We start from the raw sequence: 12430 nt of genomic DNA, 5'->3' as shown, positions 1-12430 counted from the left end.
CGCACCTACGATCGCGTCAAACAACGATTCGAGGAGACGACGGTGAGCGGGCAAGGCGCGCGGACCCAACTTGCGGGATCGATCTGGCGCTGTGCGATGGCGGCTTTTTTCGCCGCGCTGCTGGCGGGTGCGCCGACCGGCGCGGTCTGCGCCGCGCACGTCTACGCCCCGCATCTGCGTCCGGTCGCCGTGGTCGCGCCCGATCGCCTGTCGATCGCCACGCCGGCCGGCGTGGTTCAGGCGCCGCTCTATCTATCGGCGGCCTGGAATGTGCCTCGGCCGGGCATCGAGCGCGCCGTGATCGTGATACACGGCAAGCTGCGCAACGCGGACGTCTATTACCGCACGGCCGAGCGGGCGCGTGCCGCGGCGGGCGCCGATCCCGGCGCGACGCTCCTGGTCGCGCCGCAGTTTCTCGCGACGATCGACGCCAGGGCGCTGAAGCTGCCGGATAACGTACTGCGCTGGAAGGGCAATGCGTGGATGGGCGGCGAACCGTCCGCGGACAGCTCGGCACTGAGCTCTTATGCCGTGCTCGATGCCATCGCCCGGCGCCTGGCGGACCGGCGCCTCTTTCCGCATTTGAAGTCCGTGGTTTTCGTCGGGCATTCGGGCGGTGCGCAGGTCGTACAGCGCTACGCGGTGGCCGCGCGCGGCGTGCAGGCGCTCGCGCGAACCGGCATTGCTGTGGGCTACGTGGTGGCCAATCCGTCTTCCTATGCGTATTTCGATGGCCGGCGTCCGGCTGCGGCCGGCGGATTCGCGCCGTTCGATGCGGCGACCTGTCCGGGGTTCGACAGATGGAAGTACGGCATGCAGGCTCGTGCGCCCTATCTGAATGACCGCAGCCCCGCGCAGCTCGAAGCCGGCTATGCAAAGCGCCGCGTGACCTACTTGATCGGCGGCCTGGATACCGATCCCGCACAGGCCGCGCTGGACCGCAGTTGTGCGGCCGAGGCGCAAGGCAGCAATCGCCTTGCACGGGGACAAGCCTATTTCCATTACCTGCGGATGCGGCATCCGCAGGGCCTGAATCAGCAGTTTCATGTGGTGCCCGGCGTCGGGCACGATGGCGCGCGCATGCTGACCTCGCCTTGCGCGCTGGCGGTCACGTTTGGAGTGAAATCATGCACGAAACCTTGAACCCGGCGGGAGCCGGCACGCCGGCCCTCAGCGCGCGCATGGTGCGCCGCGCGATCGTGTCGTCCGTCATCGGCAGCGGCCTGGAGTGGTTCGATTTCCTGGTCTATGGCTATTTCTCGAAGATCATCGCGCAGGTGTTCTTTCCGACGGACAAGCCGTTCATCGCCCTGGTGCTGACGCTCTCGGCCTTTGCCATCGGCTTCGTCGTACGGCCGATAGGCGGCATTCTCTTCGGCATCTACGCGGACCACACCGGCAGGCGTCGCGCGCTTTCCCTGCTGATCATCACGATGGCCGCGAGCACGCTGCTGATGGGGCTGACGCCGTCTTACGCCGCCATAGGCGTGGCCGCGCCGATGCTGGTCGTGCTGTCGCGGGTGCTGCAGGGTCTCTCGGTGGGCGGGCAGTTCGCCACGGCATCGGCGATGCTGGTCGAATACGCCCCGCCGGGGAAAAAGATGTTTTACGGCAGCTTCAATATGTCGTCGCAGGCCTTCGCGCTGCTGCTGTCCTCGGGCACGGGCTGGCTGCTGACGACGCATCTGTCGCATGACCAGCTTGTTTCCTGGGGGTGGCGCGTGCCTTTCCTGATCGGCGCGCTGGCCGGCCCCGTCGGCTTTTACATACGGCACCGCGTCGACGAATCGCCCGAGTTCATGCAGCTGCGCGAACAGCGCAAGCCTCGGGCGCGCCAGACGGTGAAAGAATTCTTTCGCGACAATACGGCCCTGGTGGTGTGCTCCATGGGCGTGATCATCGTCGGGGCGGCCACCAACTATGTGTGGCATTCCTATCTGCCCATCTACGCCGAACGGCAGTTGCACCTGCCGCTGTCGGTCGCGCTGGCCGGCGCCTTCGTCTCCGGCCTGCTCAACCTGGGGCTGTTTCCGCTCGGCGGCTGGCTGTGCGACCGCTACGGCGCGTACCGCCTGTTCTATCCGATCACCATTCTGTGGATGCTGGTCGCGTATCCCCTGTTCGATTTCGTCATTTCGTCGCCGTCCCCTGCACATCTTTTCATGGCGCAGATGGTGTCCACGGTATTTCTGGCGGCGATGTCCGGCGCGCATCCGGGCATGCTCGCCACGCTGTTTCCCGTGAGAAACCGCTCGGTCGGCGTCGCCCTGTCGTACAACACCGCAGTCATCCTGTTCGGCGGGCTCGCGCCTCTGACGAACTCCACGCTCGTGCACTGGACCGGCAATGCGTATGTGCCCGCTTTTTATCTGATCTTCGCGGGCTTCGTGTCGCTGGCCATGGTCTTCTTCTCGAAAGCGGGCCGCGACCCGTATCCCGTGCCGCGCGCCGCCGCGATCGTACGGTGAGGGCGCACGTATACCGTCCGAGCGGCGCATGACGGATTTCTTGCCGCGCAACGACGAGCGCGCGCCGAACGAGCGGCCCGTTGCCGAGGTCGCGCCCGGCCGGTTGGCCGTCGAGACGGCGCTGGGCCGCGGCCTCGCGCCTTTTTATGCGAGCGACGGCTGGAATGCGCCGCATCTGCGAATCCGGCGCGCCGTGATCATGATCCACGGCCGCTTGCGCAACGCCGACGCGTATTTCCGGCTCGCCGGTCTGGCCCGCGATGCCGCGGGCGATGCGGGGCGCGATACGGTGCTGATCGCGCCGCAGTTTCTTGCCGCCGCCGACGTGGCGGCGCATTGCCTGCCGCCGGATACCCTGCATTGGGACTGGACCGGCTGGATGGGCGGCGACGCGGCGCTGGGTCCGGCGCCGCTCAGTTCGTTCGATGTGCTCGACGCCCTGCTCGATGTGCTGGGGCGGCGAGAGCGGTTTCCCGCACTGGAGGCAATTGTGTTGGCCGGCCATTCCGGCGGTGCGCAGGTGGTGCAGCGCTACGCCGTCGTCGCGCGCGGCGACAAGGCTCTGCGAGGTCCGGACATGCGCTACGTCGTCGCCAATCCGTCTTCCTACCTGTATTTCGATAGACAGCGTCCGCTGGCGCGCGGCGGCTTTGCGCGGTGCGACGCAGCCCGGTTTCCGGGTTTCAATGATTGGAAATACGGCCTGGAGCGTTTGCCCGCCTATGCAGGCCAGGCGCCCCGCGCGCAAACACTCGAAGAGGCTTATGCGCGCCGCGACGTGACCATGCTATTGGGCAGCGCGGATTGCGATCCGGCGCATCCGGCGTTGGACACGTCCAGCGCGGCCCGTGCGCAGGGCGCGCATCGTCTCGAACGCGGCCTGGCCTATGCGCGCTACATGCAACTGCGGCACCCCGAGGGATTGCGCCATCGCCTGTGCGTCGTCCAGGGTGTGGGGCACGACGGCGAGGGTATGTTCACGTCGGCGCAAGGCGTTGAATCGCTGTTCGGAAGCAACAAACGGCGCGCCGAATGAAAAAGCGGCCAGCGCTCGAAACGTCTCGAGCCCTGGCCGCCTTGGCGCCTAATGCGGCTTAGTCGCGGCGCTCGAAACGCTTGGGCGCGCCCGTGCGCTTTTCGAAAGGCTTGCCGCTGCGCGGCTTGTCGCCGAAACCGCTGCGTTGCGGACGGTCGCCGAATTCGCGCTGAGGACGATCGCCGAATTCGCGGCGCTGACCGAAAGCGGGTTTGTCGCCGAAAGCAGGCTTGTCGCCGAACGTGCGCTGCGGGCGATCGCCGAATTCGCGGCGTTGGCCGAAGCCGCCTTCGCGGGGCGCGCGGTCGCCGAACGCGGGACGATCGCCGCCTTCGCGGCGGGGCTTGAAGCCGGCAGGCTTGTCGCCGAAGCTGCGTTGCGGACGGTCGCCAAAGTCACGCTGCGGGCGGTCGCCGAACTCACGGCGCTTTTCGTAGGCCGGCTTGTCGCCGAACGCGCGCTGAGGACGGTCGCCGAAAGCAGGTTTGTCGCCGAACGTGCGTTGCGGGCGATCGCCGAATTCGCGGCGCTGGCCGAAGCCGCCTTCGCGGGGGGCGCGGTCGCCGAACGCGGGGCGATCGCCGCCTTCGCGGCGGGGCTTGAAGCCGGCGGGCTTGTTGCCGAAGCTGCGCTGCGGGCGGTCGCCGACATCGCGCTGGGGACGGTCGCCGAACTCGCGACGCTCGCCGCCGAATTCACGGCGCTCCTCGAACTTGCGCGGACCGCGGTCGGAGCCGCCGGCGCGCTTGTCGTGCTGGAACTTGCCGCCGGGCTTGCCGCTGCCGTGGCGCGCACGCTCGGGACGCGCGGCGCGCTGGGGCTCGAGGCCGGCGATCGTGTCGGGCGTGATGGTCTGGCTGATGTAGCTTTCGATGCGGCGCACCTTGTGGCGCTCGCCGTGCAGGGCCAGCGTGTAGGCCAGGCCGTCGCGGCCGGCGCGGCCGGTGCGGCCGATGCGGTGCACGTAGTCCTCGGCTTGCAGGGGCAGGTCGAAGTTGATGGCGTGGCTGATGCCTTGCACGTCGATGCCGCGGGCGGCCACGTCGGTCGCCACCAGCACGCGGGCCTGGCCGCGCTGCAGCTGCGAAAGCGTACGGGTGCGCTGGCGCTGGTTCATGTCGCCATGCAGGGCGACGGCGGAAAAGCCTTCATCGCTCAGTTTGTCGGCCAGATCGTCGGCGCCGCGCTTGGTGGCGGTGAAGATGATGGCCTGTTCCAGATTGGTGCCGCGCAGCAGGTGATCGAGCAGACGCAGCTTGTGCGAGAAGTCGTCGGCGTAGAGCAGCGTCTGCGTGATGTTGGCGTGCTTGTCGTGGCGGCCGGCGATCTCGACGCGCTTCGGTTCGCGCATCATCTTTTCCGCCAGCTTGGCCACGGTGCCGTCCAGCGTGGCCGAGAACAGCAGGGTCTGGCGGTCGGCGGGCGTGCGCTCGATGATGGCTTCGATATCTTCGATGAAGCCCATGTCGAGCATGCGGTCGGCTTCGTCGAGCACCAGGGTGTGCACGGAATTGAGTTTGACGCGGCCGGTCTTGAGGTGATCGATGAGGCGGCCGGGCGTGGCCACCAGCACGTCGACGCGGCGCGAAAGCGCCTTGATCTGCGCACCGTAGGGCACGCCGCCGACGACGGTCGTCACGCGCAGGCCGGGCAGTTTGGAACCATAGACCTGTGCGGCGTCGGCCACCTGCATGGCCAGTTCGCGCGTGGGGGCCAGCACCAGCATCTGTACGCCGGCGCCGCCATTGCCGGTGTGCTTGGCCATGCGGTTGAGCGCGGGCAGCATGAAGGCGGCGGTCTTGCCGCTGCCGGTCTGCGACGACACCATCAGATCGTTGCCTTGCAGGGCGAGCGGAATGGCCTGGGCCTGCACGGACGTGGGGGTTTGGATGCCGGCTTCATCGAGAGCCGAAATCAGTTCGGGCGCGAGGCCCAGTTCTGCGAAAGACATGACTTTCCCTTGCCGCGATCAGGCGGCATTGTGTGCGAGCACGGCAAGAGAAGGTGGGCCGGTCCCGCGACGGTTGATGAGCATCGAGCCGACCAAATCAACCGTATGCGCGGGCAGCGTTCTAAAAGGCGAACGCAAGACGCCAGGAAAGAGGTCAGGAAGCGATGAGCTTCGGCATCGGACCGGTTTGACCGGTAGTGCCCTGGCGCGTATTGCAATGCCAGGCGGGGGGCCAAGTAACGGGACGGACTGCGGCGGGCCTATTCAATACAACAGCGCTGCAAAGCGAGGCCCAGAGGAAATATGCCGAATCTGGTTTAGTGCAGTGCCAAGATCATAACCCGGCTGCTCGGCCTTTGTCTAGGGTTAACCCCGAAATTTTGTCATGCCTAAAGAAAAAGGGCGGTGCACTCCTGGCGCGCCGCCCTTTTTGCCGCGTTTTGCGGTGTTGCCGCTACACCACCTCTTCGGCGCGGTGGCAGGCGACCTGACGGCCGTCGACCGGGCGCAGATGGGGCACCTCGGTGCGGCAGCGCTCGGCGGCATAGGGGCAGCGTTGGTGGAACGTGCAGCCCGACGGCGGGTTCAGCGGCGAGGGGAGCTCGCCCTCGAGCTTGATCTTGATATGCCGATCGGCTTCGAAGATCGCCGGCGTGGCCGAGAGCAGCGCGCGGGTGTAGGGGTGACGCGGGCGCTCGATCACCGATTGCTTGTCGCCCAGCTCGGCGATCGCGCCCAGATACATGACCATCACGTCGTCGGCCACGTGCTCGACCACCGCCAGGTTGTGCGAGATGAAGACATAGCTGGTGTGGAACTGCTCCTGCAGATCCATGAACAGGTTCAGGATCTGCGCCTGGATCGAGACGTCCAGCGCCGACACCGGCTCGTCGGCCACCACGATCTGCGGATCCAGGATCATGGCGCGGGCGATCGCCACGCGCTGGCGCTGGCCGCCGGAGAACATGTGCGGATAGCGCTGGGCGTGCTCGGGGCGCAGGCCGACGATCTTCATCATGTGCGCGATGCGCTCGGCGCGCTCGGCGCCCGAGAGAGGCGTGTTGATGGCCAGCGGCTCGCCCAGGGTCTGGGCCACGGTCTTGCGCGGGTTGAGCGACGCGTAGGGGTTCTGGAACACCATTTGCACGCGTCGGCGCAGCGCCGCGATGCGCGCCTTGTCCGCGTGGGCGACGTCCTGGCCGTCGACGGACAAATGCCCGGCGGTGGGCGGTTCGATCAGGGTGAGCTGGCGCGCCAGCGTTGACTTGCCGCAGCCGGACTCGCCGACCACGGCCAGCGTGCGGCCGCGCGCGAGCGCGAACGACACGCCGTTCAGCGCCTTGACGGTGCCGGTGCCGCTCAGGCCGCGCCTGACCGTGTAGTGCTTGGTCAGGCCTTCGGCCTGGAGGACGGGCTGTGCGCCGCCGGCATGTTGGGGTGCGTGTTGGGGAGCGTTCATTGCGCACCTGCGTAAGTCGGATTGAGCGGATGGATGCAGCGCACCTGGGTGGCGTCGGGGTGCCCGGACAGGGAGCCGAGCGCCGGTCGCGCCGTGTCGCACTCGCCGGTGCGGTACTTGCAGCGCGGCGCGAAGAGGCAGCCTGTGGGGCGGTCCTCGCGCCCGGGCACCATGCCCGCCAGCGCGGTCAGTCGTCGAGCGCCCTTGTTGTGCTCGGGAATCGCGGCCAGCAGCGCTTCGGTGTACGGGTGATGCGGGGCGGCGAAGATGTCGGGCACGCGATTGGTCTCGATGATCTGGCCCGCGTACATCACGGCCACGCGCTGGGCGACTTCCGAGACTACCGCCAGATCATGCGAGATGAGCACCAGCGCCATGCCGCGCTCTTTTTGCAGGCGCACGAGCAATTCCATGATTTGCGCCTGAATCGTGACGTCCAGCGCGGTGGTCGGCTCGTCGGCGATCAGGAGCTTGGGGTTGCACGCGACCGCCATGGCGATCATCACGCGCTGGTTCATGCCGCCGGACATCTGGTGCGGGAAATTCTCGATGCGGTTCCTGGCGTCGGGAATCCCGACCTGGTCCAGCAGTTCGAGGGCGCGCGCATGCAGGGCCGCGCCGCGCAGGCCTTCGTGCAGGCGCAGCACCTCTTTGATCTGGTAGCCCACGGTATAGCTGGGATTGAGGCTGGTGAGCGCGTCCTGGAACACCATGGCGATGTCCTTGCCCACGATGCGGCGCCGCTCGCGGCCCGTGGCGTTGAGCAGGTCGCGTCCGTCGAAAGTGATCGAGTCGGCGCTCACCTTGCCCGGGGCGTCGATCAGGCCCATCAGCGCCATCATCGTCACGCTCTTGCCCGAGCCCGATTCGCCCACGATGCCCAGCACCTCGCCCGGCGCGACCGACAGATTGACGCCGTCCACCGCGGGCAGGCCGTTGAAGTCCACCACCAGGTTCTGCAGGGTCAGCAAATTTTTGTTCGTCGTCATGTCAGGCCATCCGCTTGAGCTTGGGATCGAGCGCGTCGCGCAGCCCGTCGCCCAGGAGATTGATCGCCAGCACCGAGATGAGAATGGCCAGGCCCGGCATGGTGACGATCCACCAGGCGCTGTCGATATAGTCGCGCGCCGAGGCGAGCATGGTGCCCCACTCGGCATCGGGCGGCTGCACGCCCAGGCCCAGAAAGCCCAGCGCGGCGGCATCGAGAATCGCCGAGGAGAAGCCCAGCGTGGCCTGCACGATGAGCGGCGCGGCGCAGTTGGGCAATACCTGGGAGAACATCAGGCGCAGGGTGCCTGCGCCGGCCACGCGCGAGGCGGTGACGTACTCTTTTTGCAGTTCGCCCAGGGCCGAACCGCGCGCCAGGCGCACGTAGCCGGGCAGGGCGACGATGGCAATGGCGAACATGGTGTTGACCAGGCCCGGGCCGATGATGGCGACCACGGCTACGGCCAGAAGCAGCGACGGGAGCGCCAGCAGCACGTCCATCAGCCGCATGATGGGCGTGTCGGCCCAGTTGAAGAAGGCCGAAATGAGGCCGAGCACCACGCCGGGGACGAGCGCCAGGACGACCGACACGCAGCCGATCCACAGCGACAGGCGCGCGCCGTACATCAGGCGCGAGAGGATGTCACGGCCGGCTTCGTCGGTGCCCAGGAGAAACGTCCAGTGGCCGCCCTCGAGCCAGGCGGGCGGAGCCTGCACGGCATTGCGATACTGCTCGATGGGATTGTGCGGCACGATCAGAGGCGCGAAGATCGCGGTCAGGATCAGTGCGAGCACCACGGCGCCGGCGGCCACGGCGCCTTTGTTGCGGGAAAAGTTGGACCAGAATTCTTTCATGGCGCGCTTACCTTGTATGACGGATGCGGGGGTTGAGCACGCCGTACAGCAGATCGACGACCAGGTTCACGACGATCACCAGCGAGGCGATCATGAGGATGCCGCCCTGCACCACGGGGTAGTCGCGGCGGTTGATGGCGTCGATGAGCCACTTGCCCACACCGGGCCAGGAAAAGATGGTCTCGGTCAGGACGGCGCCGGCCAGCAACGTGCCCACCTGCAGGCCGATCACGGTGACCACCGGGATCAGGGCGTTGCGCAGCGCGTGCGCGACGATCACGCGCACGGGCGACAGGCCTTTGGCGCGGGCGGTGCGGATGTAGTCCTCGCGCAGCACTTCGAGCATCGAAGAGCGGGTCATGCGCGCGATCACCGCCAGGGGGATCGTGCCCAGCACGATGGACGGCAGGATCAGGTGCGAGACCGCGGAAGTGAACGAGCCGGGGTCGGTGCCGGGCAGCAGCGAGTCGATCAGCATGAAGCCGGTGACGTGCGGGATGTCGAACTCGACCGCGATGCGGCCCGAGACCGGGGTCCACCCCAGTTTGGAGGAAAAGAGCATGATCAGGATCAGGCCCCACCAGAAGATCGGCATGGAATAGCCGGTGAGCGCGGTGCCCATGACGCCGTGGTCGACAGCGGTGCCGCGCTTGAGCGCGGCGAAGATGCCCGCGGGTAGGCCGACCACCAGCGCGAAGATGAGCGCGCACAGCGAAAGCTCGACGGTGGCGGGGAAGCGGGCCATGAATTCGCTCATCACGCTGGTGTTGGTGATGATCGATGTGCCCAGATTGCCTTGCAGCGCGTGCTCGACGTAGTGCAGGTACTGCATCGGCAGCGGCTCGTCCAGCCCCAGGCGATGCATGGCGGCCGCGTGCATGGCCGGATCGACCCCGCGCTCGCCCATCATCACTTCGATGGGGTCGCCCGGGATCAGGTGTATGAGTGCGAACGCCAGGATCGTGATACCGATGAACGTGGGTATCACCATGCCGATACGGCGCAAAACAAAGCGGAACATGTCTGTTCCCCCGAAAAACTAGACAATGAAACATAACCGGCGACAGAGGCGCGGGGCCTCGGTCGCCGGACCTGGTCCGGCCGGCGTTCCGACGAGCGGTCGGCCGGGCGGAAGGCAGGAACTACGCGTCAGGCGTTACTTCATGCTGACGCCGTCGAAGCGCACATAGCCGAGCGGCTCGATGCGCATGTCGACCACGTTTTTGCGGGTCGGCTGATACACGGTCGAGTGGGCGATGGGCGAATACGGCAGTTGCTGCGCGAAGATCTCCTGCGCTTGCGTGTAGTACTTCGTGCGCTGCGCCTGATCGGAGGTCGTGCGGCCCTTCTGGATCAGATCGTCGAAGGGCTTGTAGCACCACTTGCCGAAGTTGCTGCCGTTGACGGCTTCGCAGCCGAGCAGCGTGCCGAGCCAGTTGTCCGGATCGCCGTTGTCGCCCGTCCAGCCGATCATCATCGAATCGTCTTCGCCGGCGTGGGCGCGCTTGATGTACTCGCCCCATTCATACGTGACGATCTTGGCCTTCACGCCGATCTTGGCCCAGTCGGACTGGATCATTTCGGCCATCAGGCGCGCGTTCGGGTTGTAAGGACGCTGCACCGGCATGGCCCAGAGCGTAAGCTCGAAACCGTTGGGCAGGCCGGCCTTGGCCAGCAGCGCCTTGGCCTTGGCGATGTCGTGCGGATTGGCCTTCAGGTTCTTGTCGTAGGACCACTGCGTGGGCGGCATCGGGTTGGTCGCGAGCTGGCCCGCGCCCTGATACACCGACTCGATGATCGCCTTTTTGTTGATGGCCATGTCCAGCGCCTGGCGCACGTCGACGTTGTCCAGCGGCTTGTGCGTGGTGTTGTACGACACGTAGCCCAGGTTGAAGCCCGGTTGCGAGGGCATCGCGATGTTCGGGTCGGCCTTGAGCGGAGCGATGTCGGCCGGGCGGGGGTAGACCATCACCTGGCATTCGTTCTGCTTGAGCTTCTGCACGCGCACGTTGGCGTCGGGGGTGATCGAGAAGATCAGCTTGGACAGTTTGACCGCGCCTGGCTTCCAGTAGTTGGGATTGCCGTCGAAGCGGATCGTGGCGTCCTTGGTGTAGCTCTTGAAGATGAAGGGGCCGGTGCCCAGCGGATACTGGTTGATGTCCGAAGCCTTGCCGGTCTTGAGCAGATGGTCGGCGTATTCGGCCGAGAGGATCGAGGCGAATTCCATCGCCATGTTCTGAATGAACGGCGCGTTGGGCTGGTTGAGCACGAACTGGACGGTGTGGTCGTCGACCTTGACGACCTTGGCGATCAGCTTGTCCATGCCCATGTCGGTGAAGTACGGGAACGACACCGGGTAGGCCTTGCGGAAGGCATTGTTCGGATCGAGCATGCGCTCGAAGGTGAACACCACGTCGTCGGCGTTGAAGTCGCGCGTGGGCTTGAAGTACGAGGTGGTCTGGAACTTGACGCCCTTGCGCAGGTGGAAGGTGTAGGTCTTGCCGTCGGGCGAGACGTCCCAGGAGGTGGCCAGGCCCGGCTCGACCTTGGTGCTGCCGCGCTCGAATTCGACCAGGCGGTTGTAGACGGTGAAGGTGTTGGCGGTGAAGTCCGTACCCGTGGTGTATTGCGCCGGATCGAAGCCCGCGGGGCTGCCTTCCGAGCAATAGACCAGCGTCTTGTTGGGGATGCCGGACGCGTGCGCGAGCGAGAAGCCAGCCATGGATACGGCTACTGCAGCGGCGAGCGAAGACAATCGCACGGCGCGCAATAGGTTGTTTTTCTTCATGTTTTTTCTCCTGTTCAGACCCGGGCAGGGCCGGGCGTGGGCGCGATTTTACAAGACCCCCAGGCGCCGTCACAGGTGGTTAATCCCAGTGTTGAGTCCCCATTAATTTATGCGAAGAAGCTTATTGGGGACGTATTTCTACGTACCCATCGACCAATCGATGGCCGGCAGGCCTTGCGCCAGGAGCCAGGCATTGGCCTGGCTGAAATGTCCGCAGCCTAGAAAGGGGATGGGCGGCCGGCTGGCCGACAGGGGCGAAGGATGGTTGGCTTTGAGCACCAGGCGCGGTCCGCCTGCGGGCAGTTGCGCCTCCTTGGCCTGCGCATGTCCGCCCCAGAGCATGAAGACCTTGGGGTGCGGCTCGGCCGCCACGGCGTTGATCAGCGCGTCGGTCACGGCCTCCCAGCCGCGTCTGGCATGCGCGCCGGCCTGGCCGTCCTCGACGGTGAGCGAGGTGTTCAGGAGCAGCACGCCCTGGGCTGTCCAGGGGGTGAGGTCGTTGCCCGCGATGCGTGCCTGCGGTGTGTCGCGGGCGATTTCTTTCTGGATATTGCGCAGGCTGCGCGGCGTGGGGCAGGCATCGGGCACGGAAAAAGCCAGGCCCTGGGCCTGGCCGGGGCCGTGATAAGGGTCTTGCCCCAGGATCACCACGCGCACTTGCGAGGGCAGCAGCGAATGCAGCGCGCGCAAGGGGCGCGACGGATAGACGGTGGCGCCGTCGGCCAGGCGCCCTTCGACGAAGGTGGCGACGGTTTGCAGCGCCTGCGCGGCGGCCGCCTCCTGCAGGCAGGCGCGCCAGGGCGCGTGCAGGGTTTCGATGTCGGCGGCCAGGGCGCCCGGTTGCAGGCGATTGCCGGAAATCTCGGCGTCGGTAAAAAGCATGAGG

Annotated in this window: 10 protein-coding genes; 3 read left to right on the top strand and 7 right to left on the bottom strand. The window is 66.4% G+C overall.

Annotated features, from left to right (window positions below):
* The first annotated feature begins 96 nt into the window (after positions 1 to 96).
* From ACTHJ1_RS17100 to ACTHJ1_RS17090, 3 genes are read left to right on the top strand one after another with little or no spacing between them, the layout of a single operon-like run.
* Positions 97 to 1143, top strand: a complete 1047-nt coding sequence (locus ACTHJ1_RS17100) for an alpha/beta hydrolase (RefSeq protein ID WP_440194875.1) — start codon at positions 97 to 99, stop codon at positions 1141 to 1143.
* Entirely contained in the window at positions 1128 to 2468 is a 1341-nt protein-coding gene (locus tag ACTHJ1_RS17095) for an MFS transporter (protein ID WP_440194872.1), read from the top strand. Before ACTHJ1_RS17100 ends, ACTHJ1_RS17095 begins: the two co-directional genes overlap by 16 nt.
* A gap of 28 nt (positions 2469 to 2496) precedes the next feature.
* Positions 2497 to 3504, top strand: coding sequence for an alpha/beta hydrolase (locus ACTHJ1_RS17090; protein WP_440194869.1), 1008 nt, complete (start codon positions 2497 to 2499; stop codon positions 3502 to 3504).
* A 58-nt stretch (positions 3505 to 3562) separates the two neighbouring features.
* Here the strand turns inward: ACTHJ1_RS17090 and ACTHJ1_RS17085 are convergent, their stop codons facing one another.
* From ACTHJ1_RS17085 to ACTHJ1_RS17055, 7 genes are all read right to left on the bottom strand, one after another.
* The gene (locus tag ACTHJ1_RS17085; protein ID WP_440194866.1) at positions 3563 to 5455 is read right to left on the bottom strand and encodes a DEAD/DEAH box helicase; all 1893 of its coding nucleotides are present in this window, start codon (positions 5453 to 5455) and stop codon (positions 3563 to 3565) included.
* A 454-nt stretch (positions 5456 to 5909) separates the two neighbouring features.
* Positions 5910 to 6914 carry a peptide ABC transporter ATP-binding protein gene (locus ACTHJ1_RS17080; RefSeq protein ID WP_440194864.1) on the bottom strand — a complete coding sequence of 335 codons (1005 nt, stop codon included), beginning with the start codon at positions 6912 to 6914 and terminating at the stop codon, positions 5910 to 5912.
* Positions 6911 to 7903 (bottom strand): ABC transporter ATP-binding protein, encoded by a 993-nt coding sequence (locus ACTHJ1_RS17075; RefSeq protein ID WP_440194861.1) that lies wholly within the window; start codon positions 7901 to 7903, stop codon positions 6911 to 6913. Before ACTHJ1_RS17075 ends, ACTHJ1_RS17080 begins: the two co-directional genes overlap by 4 nt.
* 1 nt (position 7904) lies before the next feature.
* The gene (locus ACTHJ1_RS17070; RefSeq protein WP_440194859.1) at positions 7905 to 8756 is read right to left on the bottom strand and encodes an ABC transporter permease subunit; all 852 of its coding nucleotides are present in this window, start codon (positions 8754 to 8756) and stop codon (positions 7905 to 7907) included.
* 7 nt (positions 8757 to 8763) lie between these two features.
* Positions 8764 to 9777 carry an ABC transporter permease subunit gene (locus ACTHJ1_RS17065; RefSeq protein ID WP_440194856.1) on the bottom strand — a complete coding sequence of 338 codons (1014 nt, stop codon included), beginning with the start codon at positions 9775 to 9777 and terminating at the stop codon, positions 8764 to 8766.
* A 135-nt stretch (positions 9778 to 9912) separates the two neighbouring features.
* A complete protein-coding gene (locus tag ACTHJ1_RS17060; protein WP_440194853.1) occupies positions 9913 to 11544 on the bottom strand; it encodes an ABC transporter substrate-binding protein in 1632 nt (543 codons plus the stop codon).
* Positions 11545 to 11682: 138 nt separating this feature from the next.
* Positions 11683 to 12426: a uracil-DNA glycosylase gene (locus ACTHJ1_RS17055; RefSeq protein WP_440194850.1), complete on the bottom strand. Its 744-nt coding sequence runs from the start codon at positions 12424 to 12426 to the stop codon at positions 11683 to 11685.
* Positions 12427 to 12430: the final 4 nt, after the last annotated feature.

Origin of the sequence: Bordetella sp. (assembly GCF_051960075.1) — a bacterium.
Taxonomy (GTDB): Bacteria; Pseudomonadota; Gammaproteobacteria; order Burkholderiales; family Burkholderiaceae_B; genus Bordetella.
This window is presented reverse-complemented; position numbering and strand designations above follow the sequence as displayed.

Bases quoted from the DNA above. Each gene is read 5' to 3' on its own strand.
- ACTHJ1_RS17090 (WP_440194869.1), top strand. From the start codon at position 2,497: ATGACGGATTTCTTGCCGCGCAACGACGAGCGCGCGCCGAACGAGCGG.
- ACTHJ1_RS17055 (WP_440194850.1), bottom strand. From the start codon at position 12,426: ATGCTTTTTACCGACGCCGAGATTTCCGGCAATCGCCTGCAACCGGGC.
- ACTHJ1_RS17095 (WP_440194872.1), top strand. From the start codon at position 1,128: ATGCACGAAACCTTGAACCCGGCGGGAGCCGGCACGCCGGCCCTCAGC.
- ACTHJ1_RS17070 (WP_440194859.1), bottom strand. From the start codon at position 8,756: ATGAAAGAATTCTGGTCCAACTTTTCCCGCAACAAAGGCGCCGTGGCC.
- ACTHJ1_RS17080 (WP_440194864.1), bottom strand. From the start codon at position 6,914: ATGAACGCTCCCCAACACGCACCCCAACATGCCGGCGGCGCACAGCCC.
- ACTHJ1_RS17065 (WP_440194856.1), bottom strand. From the start codon at position 9,777: ATGTTCCGCTTTGTTTTGCGCCGTATCGGCATGGTGATACCCACGTTC.
- ACTHJ1_RS17100 (WP_440194875.1), top strand. From the start codon at position 97: ATGGCGGCTTTTTTCGCCGCGCTGCTGGCGGGTGCGCCGACCGGCGCG.
- ACTHJ1_RS17060 (WP_440194853.1), bottom strand. From the start codon at position 11,544: ATGAAGAAAAACAACCTATTGCGCGCCGTGCGATTGTCTTCGCTCGCC.
- ACTHJ1_RS17075 (WP_440194861.1), bottom strand. From the start codon at position 7,903: ATGACGACGAACAAAAATTTGCTGACCCTGCAGAACCTGGTGGTGGAC.
- ACTHJ1_RS17085 (WP_440194866.1), bottom strand. From the start codon at position 5,455: ATGTCTTTCGCAGAACTGGGCCTCGCGCCCGAACTGATTTCGGCTCTC.